This is a genomic window from Mucilaginibacter sp. cycad4, assembly GCF_034263275.1.
GTDB lineage: Bacteria > Bacteroidota > Bacteroidia > Sphingobacteriales > Sphingobacteriaceae > Mucilaginibacter.
On sequence record NZ_CP139559.1, the window covers coordinates 2,617,435 to 2,634,942 of the forward strand.

A 17,508-nucleotide genomic window follows, 5' to 3' on the forward strand; every position below is an offset into this window, starting at 1 on the left:
TTTGTAGTTTACTGCTAAACCACTCGAAGAATGAAGCTGTTATTAAACTATAAGATACTGTTAATGTTATCGTTATTTACTTTTTCATTCAATCGTTGCCGGCCGCAAAAAAGCTCAGAAGGCATTACAACAAATAAAGCTATTTCTGCAATTTCACCTGCCGCTTCAAATATTCCGCTTAAAAACATGTTTGGCATAAACGCGTATGAATGGAATTTTTTGCAGGATCCTGCCAATCCAAAGGTCAAAACCGCCATTTACGAAACCAACATGAACCTTATCAAGTCATTCAGCGCGGTAAGGCATTATTTAGGCTGGGCCCGGATGGAAAGCACTAAAGGCAACTATACCTTTAACCCAACTCGTGAAGACAGTTGGAACTATGATCTCATTTATAGCCGTTGCAAACAGGATGGTATATTGGTGTTGGCGGATATAAAAAATTGTCCGTCATGGTTGGTTAATACTTATCCCAACAATATGCGGGACCTTGAAAATGCGCCCCTTATTTATGGTTTAAGCAAGGCTGATCCGGCAAGCTATATTGACCAGGCTCATATGGCCTTTCAGTTTGCAGCCAGGTATGGCTATAATACTAATATTAACAGGTCATTAATAAAAGTTGATACCAGTATACGATGGACAAATGATCAGCCTAACCAGGTAAAAGCGGGCATGGGCCTTATTACTTACATAGAATGTGATAATGAGCGCGATAAATGGTGGAAAGGGTCGGCAACTCAACAAACCGCCGAAGAATATGCAGCTAACATGTCGGCCTTTTATGATGGCAACAAAGGGAAGTTGGGTAAAAATGCAGGTGTAAAAAATGCCGATCCAAATATGAAAGTAGTAATGGGCGGATTAGCTACAGCCGACGTAAATTTTGTAAAGAAAATGGTAGAGTGGTGCCGTACCAATCGTGGTTACAAAGCCGATGGCAGTATCGACCTGTGTTTTGACATTATCAACTATCACTATTACAACAATAACGGCAATATTTTAACCCATCAGTCTGCGACTTTTGGCCTGCCGCCCGAATTGTCGATGGCGGCGCAAATTGCTGATTCGTTTGTTCAATATGCAAACTCTTTTAATAAACCAATCCCTGTATGGGTAACCGAATCCGGCTACGATATAAACAAAAGAAGTTACCAGAAGGCTTTAAATGTAGGGCAAAAGGTACCGAAAGACACCCAGGCCGATTGGATTTTAAGAACTTCGCTCCTGTATATCAGGCATGGTATACAACGTGTATTCTATTACCAGCTTTTTGACGACACTCCTAATGTTGCTGTTCAATATGCAACATCTGGTTTAGCCGAAAATGGCAAACGCAGGCCTGCTGCCGATTTTATATTTCAAACATCAAAATTAATGGGTAACTACACCTACGCAGGTACCATCAATGCCGATCCGTTGGTTGATAAATATTCATCGGGCCCGCAAAGCATATATGTATTAACCATTCCGGATTTCAAGGCGCGTACAGGCACTTATACACTTAATCTCGGCACAGCTAAAGCAAATGTTTACACACTAAAAACAGGCGCCGAAGATGCTGTTAAAACAACCGTAAAAACAGTTAACGGGAAACTTATTATTAAAGTAACCGAAACACCAATCTTTGTACAAGGCACAAACTAAATAAATGCCGAAAGATTCTCCCTCACTTGTTTGGCATACATACTACCAAACAGGTTTACGTGAACCAGCAACGGATAAAGGTTCCAAAGTTTAAGCCGTTGTTGCCAACCAGGCAACAACGGAAATTCCTGATTATAAGCTTCATAAAAAGCATGGTCAAAACCACCGAAAAGTGTGGTCATCGCAATATCAAACTCGCGGTTGCCATAACTAACCGCCGGATCGATCAGGTAGGGTTTGCCATCGGTATCAATAAGATAATTGCCTCCCCAAAGGTCGCCGTGCAGCAATGCGGGCGGCTCCTCGGTAAACAGATACGGGAGTTTTTTATAAAGTTCGTCAAACCGGTATATGTCGGTTTGAGTAAGCTCCCTTTTATCTACAGCCATTTTAACCATTGGTTGCAATCTTTCTTCAATAAAAAACTGGGCTAAGCTACCGTGTTGCTTGTTGCTTTGAAGGAGGGAACCCATATAGTTATTTGCCTCAAACCCAAATTGTGCAGCAGTGTTACGATGCATGAGGGCAAGTTGCCGGCCCAATTTTTGCGACGATATAACCTCACCGTACCCTGCTTCAATCCATTGCAGTATAAGATAGCTTTCGTCACCGGTATCGCTCTGTAAAACAACCTCAGGTACAGCTATTGTATTTGTTTTGCGGATAGCAGCTAAACCGCTCTCCTCACTTTTAAACATGCCCGGAAATTTATGCAGGCTATTTATCTTAATAAAGAAATTACCTAACGTGGTTTGTAACCGGTAGGCTTGATTAATATCACCTCCGCTTACCGGGTTCACATTCTTAATCTGAGCTTTTAGCTTACACTCAATATCACTTATTACACCTGCCGATACAGCCATTTTGTCCGGATATTATTTAAATTAAACATTTCAAAATAGTTAATTTATTAGCCGATACAAATTATCGGTTTAAAAAGTTATTTTTGCGGTTCAATGGAGCACATTCGTAATTTTTGTATCATAGCACATATCGACCACGGCAAAAGCACACTTGCCGATAGGTTATTAGAGTATACTAACACCATAACCCAGCGCGAATCGCAGGCACAATTGCTTGACGATATGGATCTGGAACGCGAACGCGGCATCACCATAAAAAGCCATGCCATACAAATGGACTATGTGCTTGACGGACAAAAATACGTGCTCAATCTGATCGATACCCCCGGTCACGTGGATTTTTCATATGAAGTATCACGCTCTATAGCAGCTTGCGAAGGCGCTTTACTGATTGTTGATGCGGCGCAGGGTATCCAGGCACAAACCATTTCAAACCTGTACCTGGCCCTGGAGAATGACCTGGAGATTATCCCAATCCTGAATAAAATGGACCTTCCCGGCGCTATGCCCGAGGAAGTAAAAGACCAGATTGTTGACCTTATCGGCTGCAAACGTGAGGAGATCCTTGCAGCATCGGGCAAAACAGGCATGGGCGTACATGATATTTTACGCGCCATAGTTGAGCGTGTACCTGCTCCGGTAGGTGATCCTAAAGCTCCATTGCAGGCCCTGATCTTTGATTCGGTTTTTAACTCGTTCCGCGGTATTATAGCTTATTTTAAGGTTGTAAACGGCGAGATCCGCAAAGGCGACAAAGTAAAATTCGTAGCCACCGAAAAACAATACCTTGCTGATGAAGTTGGCACACTTAAATTGCGCCCCCTGGCTAAGGACGTGATCAAAACAGGCGACGTAGGTTACATCATATCAGGCATAAAGGAAGCAAAAGAGGTTAAAGTTGGTGATACCATTACCCATGTTGAGCGCCCTTGCGAAGTGGGGATCCAGGGTTTTGAAGAGGTAAAACCGATGGTATTCGCCGGCATTTACCCGGTTGATACTGAGGATTACGAAGAGCTGCGCGAGTCGATGGCGAAGCTGCAACTGAACGATGCTTCATTGGTATTTGAGCCGGAATCATCTGCGGCATTAGGTTTTGGTTTCCGTTGCGGTTTCTTAGGCATGCTGCATATGGAAATTATCCAGGAGCGTTTGGAGCGTGAGTTTAACATGACTGTGATCACTACCGTTCCCAACGTATCATATTTGGCCCACACTACCAAAGGTGATTCATTTACGGTAAACAACCCTTCCGATCTTCCCGATCCAAGTAAAATTGACTTTGTAGAAGAGCCATATATCAAAGCTACCATCATCACCAAATCTGAATTTGTTGGCCCGGTGATGTCACTTTGTATTCAAAAACGCGGTACAATAGTAAATCAATCATACCTTACATCTGAGCGTGTTGAGCTGATCTTTGAGATGCCTATGGGTGAGATCGTATTTGATTTTTACGATAAGCTTAAAACCATTTCAAAAGGTTACGCCTCTTTCGATTATCACCAGATAGGTTACCGCCAATCTGACCTCGTAAAACTGGATATCCGCCTTAACAGTGAACCTGTTGATGCTTTGTCATCATTAATCTTCCGCGGCAATTCATACGATTTTGGTAAAAAGATCTGCGAAAAACTAAAAGAGCTTTTACCGCGCCAGCAATTTGAGATCATCATACAAGCCTCTATCGGCGCCAAGATCATAGCCCGTGAAACGGTGAAAGCTTTACGCAAAGACGTAACCGCTAAATGTTATGGCGGTGATATTTCCCGTAAACGTAAATTATTGGAGAAACAGAAACAAGGTAAAAAACGCATGCGCCAGGTAGGTAATGTTGAGATACCGCAATCGGCGTTCATGGCGGTTTTGAAGTTGGACTAAGCCCTGGCTCGTTAAAGTAGCGCAGGCAATTAAATTAGATATTCTGTATAGGTTAATTACATATTCTACAATAACAGGCCTTGTTAAGTACATACATTTAGGAGACTTTGTTTATGGAAAATGGGTTGTATATGACCACAACGAACCGAAATATTACATTGATGCTTTCAATAAAGGTGCTGGATCAGATAAGATTATATTTGAAATGCTCTTGAATAACAAAACAGAAACTATTGAAAGTATCATTGACAAGATAAATCAAAATCACGGACTAAAATTATCCCTGGATAACAGGCCTTTTATAAGAATACGATTAAAATCAGTACCGGTAAATTTAAATTTACCGCCTTTACCTGATCACTTCGTTAAAAACATCTAACATGCAGCTTTTAGACGGAAAATACGTTTCAGAAAAACTTAAAGTTGAAATAGCTGAAGAAGCAGCTAAAATATTGGAGCAAACCGGCCGTAAACCACATTTGGTTGCAGTCTTGGTTGGTCATGATGGCGGTAGCGAAACCTATGTAGCCAGCAAAATGAAGAACTGTGAAAAGGTGGGCTTCAAATCATCACTGGTGCGTTATGAAGATGACGTTACTGAAGAAGAGCTACTGAAAAAGGTAGAAGAGCTAAACGCAGACGCCGATATCGACGGAATTATCGTACAACTTCCGCTACCAAAACACATCGACCCCGAAAAAGTAACCGAGCGTATTGATTACCGTAAAGATGTTGATGGTTTTCACCCGGTTAACCTGGGCCGGATGCAGCGCAACCTGCCATCATTTATTCCGGCAACGCCTTATGGCATCACTTTAATGCTTAAAGAATACGGCATTGAAACAGCAGGTAAGCATTGCGTGGTGGTTGGCCGCAGTAATATCGTTGGTTCGCCAATGAGTATCCTCATGGCACGCAACACAACCCCGGGCAACTGTACGGTAACCATTTGCCACAGCCGTACACCTGATATCAAAAAATTCACTCTCGATGCAGACATCCTGGTCGTAGCCATCGGTAAAAAGAATTTCATTACTGCCGATATGGTTAAAGATGGTGTAGTAGTTGTTGATGTGGGTATGAACCGTGAAACCTCAACCACAACAAAATCAGGCTTTAAGTTATATGGTGATGTTGATTTTGAAAATGTTGCACCAAAATCATCATGGATTACCCCGGTACCCGGTGGTGTAGGCCTCATGACCATTGTTGGTTTGCTTAAAAACACTTTGGCATCGGCTAATAAAGAGGTTTATAAATAAGTAAATGGTTTATTGAGTTGATTAGGTGAGTGGGTTTAGTTGTAGATCTAACCATTCACTTGATCAAACACTCACTTGAAACCTAACTTTAATTTATCCCAAACAGAGTTTACACCTATGTAGACACCATCATCCCTTATTTCAACGGGATAAGTTTCAATAAAATCATGCTGCCCTTCGCCCCCCTTGCCTGTTTCAAGGTCATAGGTATACCGGTGATATGGACAAACAATCAGCTTTCTTACGCATAACCCTTCGCTCAAATCAGCACCGGCATGCGGGCATTTTGCCGATACTGCGTATAATTTATTCTCAAAACCAACAATGCAAAGGCTCTTACCTCCAATCTTTTCCTTTGTAATGAAAGGTTTGGTTATGTCCTGGGTAACTTTAATTTTATGCCACTTCATCAAAAACAAATGGTTCTGATCCTTAAAAATCAATCTTCAAATTCATCACATTGGGGTTCTTGATCACCTCGTCCATACTGGTAACAAGGGTGACTTCCCTCCTGTCGGCCGAGAGCATGGCCTTTGAATTATTGATTTTTTTTACCGGGTGGGCAAACCTCAGGATCACTTTATAAGGCATATCAATAAGCATAGCCTTGGCCATCATGAAAGTAGCCTGGGTTTTCTTTAAAAACGCGTTGAATTTGGTTTTGTCAATTATGCGGTAAAATTTGTGAGGAGTTATATCATACGAGTAATAATCCGGCCCTGCTACCATTTGCCGTGCATCAAATGGCTTGTTTGTTTTATCAGTGGTGGTTATAGCGCTTATTTGGGTATTGAGCGCTATTTTTGATACATTTTGCAGATAGTATTGCAGATCTGCAGCGTTTTTAGCGGTATGGTTAAGCGTTACTTTCATAACACTTTTTTTAAGGTTCATGTTAACAGTTAGCTCACTGCTTTTGGCCAGTTCAATTTCTGCAGCTTTCAGTTTTTGCTGGGCACTATCCGGTATTGCGCTATAAAAATTAAGCGTTGTATCTTTAACTAAACTAAATTGAGGTGTTTCCTTGACCGAATCAGACATGAGATTAACAAGCACCGATACAGCCCTGCTCATATCAAACGCGTAAGCAACCTTACAGGTCCCATCGGTTTTAAAGTCATAATGCTCTTCAATATCCACGCATGAACTAAAACAAAGCGCTACCAGTAACATTAAAGGAAGGTAAAGTTTTTTCATACCCGGATACAGATTAAGCGTTATTGATACAGTTATAACATTTTACGAATTTCAGGTTAATTGGTTATCTCAAAATTAAAGTAATAATAACAATTATTAATGAAAATAAAAAGGTGAAAGGAGAAAGGTAATTTAATGTATACTTTTACCAAGCTGATGGCATCGACCAAACCTTTCGCCTTTGACCCTTTGCCTTTCGCCTAAAAAGCCTCTTCCATATTAGTGTAACCTTTTCCCTTTCATCTTTTAGCTTTTGCCTATCTTTCAGTACCTTTGCACCCTTAAATAACTATGGCACACCAAATACCAGACGACGGCACGCTGCTTCCTTTAATGGAAGAGTTTTATACGATACAGGGGGAAGGGTACAATACCGGCAAAGCCGCATATTTCATTCGCCTTGGCGGCTGTGATGTAGGTTGCCATTGGTGCGATGTTAAAGAAAGCTGGGATGCCGAGTTGCACCCGCTTACCGCAGCTGATACCATTGTAAGCAACGCTGCCCTTCATCCGGCAAAAGCTGTTGTAGTAACCGGTGGCGAGCCCTTGATTTACAACCTTGATTACCTGACCCATAACCTGCACGAAAAGGGAATAAAGACATTTATCGAAACTTCTGGTGCATATCCGCTTTCGGGCGATTGGGACTGGATCTGTCTTTCACCAAAAAAATTCAAAGCGCCTACACCTAACGTTGCTGAAAGCGCCCATGAGTTAAAAGTGATTGTTTTCAATAAATCTGATTTTGAGTGGGCAGAATATCATGCCAAAATGGTATCGCCCGATTGTAAGCTTTACCTGCAGCCCGAATGGTCAAAATCCAAAGAAATGACCCCGCTGATTGTTGATTATGTAAAGGAAAACCCGCAATGGGAAATTTCATTACAAACACATAAGTATCTGAATATTCCATAATCTTTGTAACTTACGGTATTAATTATCCTAAGTTACAAATGAAAATTGCAGTATTATTGGTGCTTGCATTGTGTTTACCTGCTTTGCTTTGTGCCCAGCAGCCAACCCGGTATTCGTCATCCAATAAAGAAGCTGTAAAATTTTTTGCTACCGCTTATCAAAACCTCGATGAACACCTTTATGACGAAGCGATCCAAAACTCACTTAAAGCTATTAGTGAAGATTCAAAGTTTGTAGAAGCACACTTATTACTCGCCGATTTGTACCGAATGAGGCGCATGTACAAGCCGGCTGTTGAACAATACGCTAAAGTCATTTCACTTAGTCCTGAATTTAACAGGGGTGTATATCTCAAAGCCGCTGAAATGGAAATCCATGATGCGGGTTATGCACAGGCCCAGCAGCATCTCGAAAAATACCTTAGCTATCCCGACATCAGTCCTCAAAACAATACCTATGCAAAAAAAATGCTTGCCGATGCTAAATTCAGTATCCAGGCGATGACACATCCGGTGCCATTTAAACCGATAAATATCGGGGCTGAAATAAACACTGCCAATGACGAGTATCTCCCGGTTGCTACAGCCGACGAAAGCACATTGATATTTACCCGGAAGATCAATAACAACGAAGATTTTTATAAAAGCGAAATGATAAATGGCAAGTGGAATACCGCCACTTATTTAAGCAACCAAATTAATACTGAAAAATATAACGAGGGCGCACAATCCATATCGCAGGATGGTAAATACCTGTTTTTCACAGGATGCAATCGCCCCGATGGCTTAGGTCGTTGCGATATTTATATCGCTCAAAAAAAGGGGAATGACTGGGGAAAACCTGTTGACCTGAACCCACCGGTGAATACGTCGGGCTGGGAATCCCAACCCTCTATAAATGCCGATGGCCGCACGCTTTACTTTGTAAGTAACCGTAAAGGCGGTTATGGCGGCTATGACATTTGGAAAAGCACGCTGGGCGAAAAAGGCTGGGGCGAACCTGAAAACCTTGGCCCCAATATTAATACATCCTACAATGAACTATCGCCGTTTATTCACCCTGATGACAGTACACTTTACTTTAGCAGCGATGGCTGGCCGGGTTTGGGCAGCAAGGACCTGTTTGTTAGCCGCCTGGATAAAGAGGGTAAATGGCAAAAGCCCGAAAACCTTGGATATCCTATCAATACCAGTGGCGACGAGGGCGGTTTATCGTTAACTGCCGCCGGAGACTATGCTTTCTTTTCATCGGATAACTTAAACGGTTTTGGTGGCTATGATATATATAAGTTCGAGCTGCCTGTGAAGTTGCGGCCCCGTTTAGTAACTTATGTTAAAGGCTTTGTTAAAGACGTAAAGACGAAACAACCTCTTGAAGCTGCAATTGAGATTATCGACCTGGAAAGTAATTTGCCGGTTTACCAGGATTACAGTGACGATGAGCAGGGGGATTTTTTAGCGACACTAACGTCGGGCAAAAACTATGCGCTTAATATCTCAAAAAGCGGATATCTGTTTTATTCCGAAAACTTTTCCCTTAAAAATTATAAAATTAAAAGCCCGTTTAACATTGTGGCCCTGTTATCACCTATTGAAATTGGCAATAAGGTAATCCTTAAAAATATTTTTTTTGATACTAATAAGTTTGACCTTGAAAAGGAATCAAAAGCCGAACTTGCCAAGCTCATTGAGTTTTTGGGGGTAAACTCAACTACCCGTATTGAGATATCAGGCCATACAGATAACACAGGTAATCACCAGGGTAACCAAACCTTATCTGAAAACAGGGCAAAGTCTGTTTATCAATATCTTGTATCGAAAGGGGTTGCCCCTGCCCGCCTTATTTACAAGGGATACGGTGAAACGCAACCAATAGCATCCAATACAACAGAGGAAGACAGGGCAAAAAACAGGCGTACGGAATTTATGATCATAACTAAATAATAAATAAACTTTTTATTTACGCCTTGTAGTATTTCAATAGAAATATTGAAATACTACCATCATAATTTGCAAAACCGGAAAGCAAAAAAGCCTTCAGATTAAACGCTGAAGGCTTTCTATATTAAAAAGTCGTAAACTGTATTTAGTTCCCCAACTCCGACATGAATTTAATACGCATTAACTGCACCTCTTCACGGGTGTAATCATCGCTGCCCAGTTCGGCTAAGGCTTCATCGATAGAATCAGCTTCTGCAGTGCGGAAATAATCAAATACTTCTTCCTGTTTATCCTCGTCAATAACCTCATCAATATAGTAATTCAGGTTAAGCTTGGTTCCTGAGTTAACAATAGTTTCAACCTCTTTCAGGATCTCCTCATAAGTAAGGCCTTTTGAAGCGGCAATATCATCAAGGTTTAAATGCCTGTCGATATTTTGAATAATGAACACTTTAAGCGCCGATTTATTGGCAGCACTTTTGATCACCATATCAATTGGCCGATCGATATCATTATCCTCCACGTATTTCTGGATCAAATCGGTAAAAGGTTTACCAAACTTCAGCGCCTTGCCTGCGCCAACCCCCGAAATTTGTTTAAGCTCTTCGGTGTTGATGGGGTAATGGGTGCACATCTCTTCTAACGAAGGGTCCTGGAATATTACAAACGGCGGCAGTCCTTTTTGCTTGGCCAGCTTTTTACGCAGTTCTTTAAGCATTTGCAGCAACTGGGTATCAAGTGCACCGCCGCTTTGTTTTGGCCCGTCATCATCGCTGTCATCGTCAGCAGCCTCCATAACCTTATTCAAAACAAAACGGATACTGTGCGGATTCTCGATAAAGCCAATGCCGCTTTTAGTGAGCCTCAAAAGCCCATATTGATCAATATCCTTTGAAATATAATTATTGAGTAATGCCTGCCTTAAAAGCGAGTTCCAAAGATTTTTACCTTGTTCTTTGCCCGAACCGTAATAGTCAAGCTGGTCATGCTCATAATTTTTGATCTGAGCATTTTCCTCACCCATTAATATGCTGATGATGTGATGGTCGTCAAACTTCTCGCCAATATGCTTAATTAAACTTAATGTCCTGTGCAGGTGCTCCTCGCCATCAAAATGTTCTTTATGGGTGCAGCAATTATCGCACATGTTATTACAGCCCGCTTCATTAAAGTTTTCGCCAAAATAATGCAACAACTGTTTACGGCGGCAAACCGACGACTCGCAATAATCAATAACCTCCTTGAGTATCTGGGTGCCTATTTCCCGTTCCGAAACAGGCTTGTCTTTCATGAATTTCTGAAGCTTATCAATATCCTTTTCCGAATAAAAAGCCACGCAAACACCTTCTCCCCCGTCACGCCCGGCCCTTCCGGTTTCCTGGTAATAGCCTTCCATGCTTTTAGGCACATCATGGTGTATTACATACCGAACATCGGGTTTATCGATACCCATTCCAAATGCAATAGTAGCAACAATAACGTCAACATCTTCCATCAGGAATTTGTCCTGCGTTTCCGCACGCACTTTAGGATCAAGCCCTGCATGATACGGCAGCGCCCTTACCCCGTTAAGGTTAAGCGCCTCGGCTACTTCCTCAACCTTTTTGCGGCTAAGACAATACACAATTCCCGACTTGCCCTGGTTTTGCTTTACAAATTTTACAATCTCTTTGATGACGTTACGCTTCGCCCTTACTTCATAAAACAGGTTACCGCGGTTAAATGACGATTTAAATACGGTTGCGTTATTCATTTGCAGGTTTTTTTGAATATCCTGCTGAACTTTTGGAGTAGCTGTAGCCGTTAAAGCAATTATGGGGATATTTTCGCCTATATTACTGATCACCTGGCGTATTTTACGGTATTCGGGCCTGAAATCATGCCCCCACTCCGAAATACAGTGAGCTTCATCTACCGCCACGAACGATACGTGGTTAAGACGTAAGAAATCAATATTTTCCTGCTTGGTTAACGATTCGGGGGCCACGTACAATAACTTGGTTTTCCCTGCCAGTACATCTTCTTTAACCTTGCCTATCTCTGATTTTGTAAGTGATGAATTTAAAAAGTGGGCTATACTATCTGATCCTCCAAACGCCCTGAGCTGATCTACCTGATTTTTCATCAGGGCTATCAATGGTGAAATTACGATTGCCGTGCCATCGCTCATCAAAGCTGGTAACTGATAACACATCGATTTGCCACCACCGGTAGGCATAATAACGAATGTATCATTACCGGCCAGGATGTTGGTTATTATCGCTTCCTGTTCTCCCTTAAAATTATCAAACCCGAAAAAATTCTGGAGATTGTCAAATAGCGATTTCTTTGTTTCTATCATTATTTTAACAAATTCTTAAATTGTATTTAAAAGTTTAAAGTAACAAAATTTTCTAAATAAACGATGGATTTACTTTTAAATTTTATGCAAAAATGATGATTAGATGAAAAACAATTTCTTTAATTGACCATTTAAATAACCAGACAAATTTGTTACTACATATGCCGTTAAATTATTTAGCTACACTTAATGGATAATTAACAAATTATTACACATTTTTACGGTCGATATAACAAATTAAAATTCTTTACTTTCTCATGAATAAAAACTATTATGCGATAATTATGGCTGGAGGGATTGGAAGCCGCTTTTGGCCGATAAGCCGTACGTCGCACCCCAAACAGTTTATCGATATACTTGGTACCGGTAAAACTTTAATACAAAACACCTACGATCGTTTCCTGAAAGTATGCCCCAAAGAGAATATATACGTTGTTACTAACGAAAACTACACCAAACTTGTAAAACAACAATTGCCCGATATGGAGGATCAGCAGATCCTTACTGAGCCTGTAATGCGAAACACGGCACCCTGTGTTGCCTATGGCTGTTTTAAAATTGAAAGCCTTAACCCCGATGCCGCCATTGTTGTAGCCCCTTCCGATCAGCAGATCCTGGATGAAGATGCTTTTGTTGCCGCTATTGAAAAATCGCTGCAAACCGCAGCTTCAAATGATTACCTGATAACCCTGGGCATTAAACCATCAAGGCCCGATACAGGTTACGGATATATCCAATATACTGATAACGTTATCAATGATGAGTTTCATAAGGTAAAAACCTTTACCGAAAAACCAACATTGGAGATAGCCAAAACCTTTATTCAAAGCGGCGACTTTTTATGGAACGCCGGTATCTTTGTTTGGTCGGCCAGGGCTATTGTTAAGGCATTTGGCCAGCACCTGCCCGAAATGCACGAAATTTTTGCCGAGGCAAGGCCGGTTTATAATTCAAATGATGAAAAGCCTTATGTACATAAGGCATATCAGCAATGCGTTAACATCTCGATAGATTACGGCATTATGGAAAAAGCCGATAATGTGTATGTATTGCCGTCGGATTTTGGATGGAGCGACCTGGGCACCTGGGCATCGATATATGACCTGGCCGAAAAGGATTATGTAGGCAATGCCGTGATCCCTGCCGAAAAAGTGATCATGTATGATTCATCAAACTGTATGGTAAATGTGCCCGGCGAAAAGCTGGTGATCCTGCAGGGCCTGCATGATTATATTGTGGTAGAATCAAACAACTCCCTGCTCATCTGTCCGCGCGACCAGGAACAGAACATCAAGCAGGTTGTAGCTGATGTAAAGAATAAGTTCGGGACGAAGTATATTTAAATATTAGAGATTAGAGATTGGAGATTAGTTAAAAAAAATCTTCTAATCTCTAACCTCCAATCTCTAATTAACTCCTCTCTGCCTCACCGCCTCATACAAAATCACCCCGGTTGATACAGATACATTCAACGATTCAATTTCGCCAAACATAGGAATTTTGGCCAGGTGGTCGGAGATCCTTATGATCTCGTTGCGGATCCCATCCTCTTCCGATCCCATGACGATGGCCGTAGGTACGGTATAATCTGGCGCATAAATATTTTCCTGTGTTTTTTCGGTGCAGCAAACCAGTTGCAAGCCCGATTCCTGGAGGAAGCGTACAGTTTGCATAAAATTATCATGCCGGCAAACAGGGATTTTGTATAATGCCCCTGCCGAGGTTTTAATGGCATCAGGATTTATCTGCGCTGAACCTTTGGCCGGGATCACAATGGCGTGCACACCGGCACATTCGGCAGTACGGGCAATGGCGCCCATGTTCCGCACATCGGTGATACTATCTAAAACCAATATTAATGGCGTTTCCCCCTTCTCAAATACTTCGGGAATGATGTTCTCTATCTTCTGATAAACAATAGGCGAAATTACGGCTATAACACCCTGGTGATTTTTCTGGGTAATGCGGTTTAGTTTTTCAACGGGGACCTGCTGTGCAGTTATCTGGTACTCGTTCATCAGCTCTTTAAGCTCCTGTATCAAGCCGCCGCTTATGCCCCTTTGTATAAATAATGCCTCGATTTCCTTACCTGAACGAATAGCTTCCACTACCGCCCTGATCCCGAAAACCATTTGATTGCTTTCGCGCTGAGGCCTTGAATTAAATGCCATTTTATGATTTGAATTTTGACAAAAGTAGCTATATTAATTGATTAAGCCGTTATTGAACTGATAACCCTTTTGGGTTTACTATCCTTTAAGTGCAAATGCTATCAACATTGCAAAACTTTATTAACATTGATTCAATTAGCTGTAAATCAATAGGCTCATATTTCGTTAAAAAGTTATCCACACTGCGGTGTTTATTAAAAAGCTTTAAATTATCGCCCTGTGTATGATTATTTTAAAATGCCGATACACTATGTTAGGTGTTTCCTTTGCCCGCCGAACCATTTTTTGTATATTTTTGTACCCTTATGAGTTTCGAGAATAACAACCAGTATAACAAGCCGAACACTTTTGAACGCCGTAGCCGGATCACCAATCCAACTCCTTTCATTGCAGGTGGCAAATTGCAGCCGCAGGCCACGGATTTGGAGGAGGCCGTTTTAGGCGCGCTTATGCTGGAGAAAGATGCACTTTCGTCAGTTATTGATGTTTTAAAACCCGAAGTTTTTTATCAAACTAATCACCAAAAGATCTTTTCCGCAATAAAGCTCCTGTTCGAAAAAACACAGCCCGTAGATATCCTTACCGTGACTGCCGAATTGCGCAGGCTGGGCGAGCTTGAAATGGTTGGCGGCGCCTATTATATCACTGAACTTACCAGCCGTGTTGCTTCGGCTGCCAATATCGAATTCCACTCACGTATTATCATTCAGAAATTTATCCAGCGTGAGCTGATCCGCATTTCTACAGAAGTGATCAACAGCGCATATGAAGATACCAGCGATGTATTCGATTTGCTGGACATGGCCGAAAAAAACCTGTTTGAGATAGCTCAAAGCAACCTGCGCCGCGATGCCCGTAATATGGACGATCTTGTTCATGAAGCCCTTAGGGATATTGAAGCCCTAAAGGATAAAAAAGACGGCTTAACAGGTGTTGCTTCCGGCTTCACCAACCTTGACCGGATGACCTCGGGCTGGCAAAAATCAGACCTGGTGATCATTGCGGCACGCCCGGCGATGGGTAAAACAGCCTTCGTATTGAGTTGTGCCCGTAACGCCGCGGTTGATTTTGACAAACCGGTTGTAGTGTTTTCACTGGAGATGTCGTCGGTACAGTTAGTTAACCGTTTGATAGCAGGTGAAGCAGAAATTGAGCAGGAAAAAATCCGTAAAGGCACGCTTGAAGAATGGGAATGGCAACAGGTGCACTCCAAAATTGGCAGACTTGAAAAAGCAACGTTCATCATTGACGATACGCCCGCACTAAATATATTTGAATTCAGGGCAAAATGCCGTCGCTTAAAATCGCAATACGATATTCAATTGATCATCATTGACTACTTACAGTTGATGCACGGCAAGGCCGAAGGTAAAGGCGGCGGCGGTAACCGCGAGCAGGAGATTAGCAGTATTTCGCGTGCTTTAAAGTCAGTTGCTAAGGAGCTAAGTGTTCCGGTTATTGCACTTTCGCAGTTAAGCCGTGCGGTTGAGAGCCGGCCGGGCAACTCAAAACGGCCAATGCTTTCAGATTTACGTGAATCGGGCGCTATTGAGCAGGATGCCGACATGGTGCTTTTCCTTTACCGCCCTGAATATTACGGTTTAACTGAAGATGAGGATGGAAACCCCACACAGGGTGTAGGCGAGGTAATTATTGCCAAACACCGTAACGGCGAAACAGGAACAGTACGACTAAAATTTGTGGGCAAATACGTTAAGTTCACTAATCTTGAAGAAGGTATGGATGGCTTCCCTCCTCCTGCAGGTAATGCTTTTGCCGGCCTTGCCCCTTCACAGGATTTTGAAAAGCAAAGCAACTTCATTATCCGCCCTTCAAGAATGGACGACATTGATGATGAACCACCGTTTTAGCCCCCCGACCCCCTAAAGGGGGAGTTCCCAATCTTGATATTAAATAAGAAAGCTTTACCATGGTAAAGCTTTCTTATTTAATATCACAGCAAACGAGTCGCGATAAGTACGCTCCCCCTTTAGGGGGCCGGGGGGCTTAAAATACTATTCCCAAAACCACACCGATAATAATCACTATCGGTGTTTTTATTTTGGTAAAATGCAACACCAGGAACGTACCAATCATCAATGCATAGGCTGTCCAGTTTAAACCAAAAGGCCTTACCAGTAAAATTAACGCTGTTGCCATAAAGCCTACGGCTACGGCATTGATACCACTGAGGGAGTTTTTTATACGCGTTATCTTCTTCAGATCTTCCCAAAACGGCACTATAAAAAGGATCAGGATAAGGCCCGGCGTATTGATGCCGATAACAGCAACCAGGCTACCAATTACCTGCCCCCAAATGCTGTAACCTTTGTTACCAAGTGTAATCCCACCCAAAAACGATGTAAATGAAAATGTAGGTCCGGGCAAAGCCTGCTGTAAGGCATAACCTGATAAAAACTCCGATCGGCCTAAATAGTGCTTAACCTCAACAAATTCGGTATACATGAGCGGCACAAGTACCTGTCCTCCTCCAAAAATGAGGATGCCATTACGGTAAAAGTTTTCAAACAAACGGATTGGCAAGCTGAATGGCGACGTTTGATTTACTACCGAACCCAAAGCCGCAAAGAATAGCAGGATACCAATAAAATAAGCTACCTTATTAGGGTTTACATTTGAATACAGTTTTACCCTCAACTCGTTTTCCTGCTGCTGGGTTTCCATGGCCGATGATATAATGCCGCCAAGCAATATCAGTATAGGGAAGGCATATGCATTTTGAAGGATGAGTGTCACAATCAGCGACCCAATAGCCAACATGGTGCTGATCCTGGTTTTCAAAAATTTATTGGCAAACGTGTAAGTGGCGTAAGCAACTATACCAACCGCTATAGGTTGTACATAAGTGATTACATGTGCAAATTTTGCCTTATTGGCAACCATATTGTAGCTGATAGCCGCCATACACATAATAGTGGCCGAAGGCAGGATCCAAATTAAAAATGTAATAATAGCCAGTCTGAGCCCGCCCACTTTCCAGGCTATCCCAACCAGTGTTTGGGTTGACGAAGGACCGGGCAACACCTGCGATAAGGCGTTGAGCTCCATCAGCTCATCTTCAGTAATATATCTCCGCTTCTCAACAAACTCGCGCAGTAAAACCGCGATGTGCGCCTGTGGGCCTCCAAAAGCTGTAAAAGTATAAATCAGCACATCCCGAAGGAATAAAAGCTGCCGTTTTCTCATTTAGATCTTATAAGAATGTTCATAGATGATGGTTCATGGCCCATAGCCGGAATAATTTAATCGACAATACAAGTATCCGATAAA

13 protein-coding genes are annotated in these 17,508 nt (G+C 42.0%); 7 read left to right on the forward strand and 6 right to left on the reverse strand.

Annotated elements, in window-relative coordinates:
- Window positions 1-30 precede the first annotated feature (30 nt).
- Complete coding sequence (locus tag SNE26_RS10540) at window positions 31-1,647, forward strand: hypothetical protein (protein WP_321559321.1); 1,617 nt, start codon at window positions 31-33, stop codon at window positions 1,645-1,647.
- Here SNE26_RS10540 and SNE26_RS10545 read toward each other — a convergent pair.
- The gene (locus tag SNE26_RS10545; RefSeq protein WP_321559322.1) at window positions 1,644-2,510 is read right to left on the reverse strand and encodes a fructosamine kinase family protein; all 867 of its coding nucleotides are present in this window, start codon (window positions 2,508-2,510) and stop codon (window positions 1,644-1,646) included. The genes SNE26_RS10540 and SNE26_RS10545 overlap by 4 nt on opposite strands.
- 93 nt (window positions 2,511-2,603) lie before the next feature.
- Here SNE26_RS10545 and lepA point away from each other — a divergent pair, with 93 nt between their 5' ends.
- Window positions 2,604-4,391, forward strand: coding sequence for a translation elongation factor 4 (lepA, locus tag SNE26_RS10550; protein WP_321559323.1), 1,788 nt, complete (start codon window positions 2,604-2,606; stop codon window positions 4,389-4,391).
- Between the two features lie 380 nt (window positions 4,392-4,771).
- Window positions 4,772-5,653, forward strand: a complete 882-nt coding sequence (locus SNE26_RS10555; protein WP_321559324.1) for a tetrahydrofolate dehydrogenase/cyclohydrolase catalytic domain-containing protein — start codon at window positions 4,772-4,774, stop codon at window positions 5,651-5,653.
- A gap of 71 nt (window positions 5,654-5,724) precedes the next feature.
- On the opposite strand, the gene SNE26_RS10560 is transcribed toward SNE26_RS10555, so the two are convergent.
- Both SNE26_RS10560 and SNE26_RS10565 read right to left on the reverse strand, forming a co-directional pair.
- The gene (locus tag SNE26_RS10560) at window positions 5,725-6,063 is read right to left on the reverse strand and encodes a Rieske (2Fe-2S) protein (RefSeq protein ID WP_321559325.1); all 339 of its coding nucleotides are present in this window, start codon (window positions 6,061-6,063) and stop codon (window positions 5,725-5,727) included.
- A 22-nt stretch (window positions 6,064-6,085) separates the two neighbouring features.
- Window positions 6,086-6,850, reverse strand: a complete 765-nt coding sequence (locus SNE26_RS10565; protein WP_321559326.1) for a hypothetical protein — start codon at window positions 6,848-6,850, stop codon at window positions 6,086-6,088.
- Window positions 6,851-7,141: 291 nt separating this feature from the next.
- On the opposite strand from SNE26_RS10565, the gene SNE26_RS10570 reads away from it, so the two are divergent.
- Window positions 7,142-7,765, forward strand: coding sequence for a 7-carboxy-7-deazaguanine synthase QueE (locus SNE26_RS10570; protein ID WP_321559327.1), 624 nt, complete (start codon window positions 7,142-7,144; stop codon window positions 7,763-7,765).
- Between the two features lie 38 nt (window positions 7,766-7,803).
- Window positions 7,804-9,708: an OmpA family protein gene (locus tag SNE26_RS10575; RefSeq protein ID WP_321559328.1), complete on the forward strand. Its 1,905-nt coding sequence runs from the start codon at window positions 7,804-7,806 to the stop codon at window positions 9,706-9,708.
- Window positions 9,709-9,850: 142 nt separating this feature from the next.
- On the opposite strand, the gene recQ is transcribed toward SNE26_RS10575, so the two are convergent.
- A complete protein-coding gene (gene recQ, locus SNE26_RS10580) occupies window positions 9,851-12,043 on the reverse strand; it encodes a DNA helicase RecQ (RefSeq protein WP_321560029.1) in 2,193 nt (730 codons plus the stop codon).
- 260 nt (window positions 12,044-12,303) lie between these two features.
- Here recQ and SNE26_RS10585 point away from each other — a divergent pair, with 260 nt between their 5' ends.
- Window positions 12,304-13,389 carry a mannose-1-phosphate guanylyltransferase gene (locus tag SNE26_RS10585; RefSeq protein WP_321559329.1) on the forward strand — a complete coding sequence of 362 codons (1,086 nt, stop codon included), beginning with the start codon at window positions 12,304-12,306 and terminating at the stop codon, window positions 13,387-13,389.
- Between the two features lie 63 nt (window positions 13,390-13,452).
- Here SNE26_RS10585 and rlmB read toward each other — a convergent pair whose 3' ends face one another.
- Entirely contained in the window at window positions 13,453-14,217 is a 765-nt protein-coding gene (gene rlmB / locus SNE26_RS10590) for a 23S rRNA (guanosine(2251)-2'-O)-methyltransferase RlmB (protein ID WP_321559330.1), read from the reverse strand.
- A gap of 305 nt (window positions 14,218-14,522) precedes the next feature.
- On the opposite strand from rlmB, the gene dnaB reads away from it, so the two are divergent.
- Entirely contained in the window at window positions 14,523-16,088 is a 1,566-nt protein-coding gene (dnaB, locus tag SNE26_RS10595; RefSeq protein WP_321559331.1) for a replicative DNA helicase, read from the forward strand.
- Between the two features lie 136 nt (window positions 16,089-16,224).
- Here the strand turns inward: dnaB and chrA are convergent, their stop codons facing one another.
- A complete protein-coding gene (chrA, locus tag SNE26_RS10600; RefSeq protein WP_321559332.1) occupies window positions 16,225-17,424 on the reverse strand; it encodes a chromate efflux transporter in 1,200 nt (399 codons plus the stop codon).
- Window positions 17,425-17,508 lie beyond the last annotated feature (84 nt).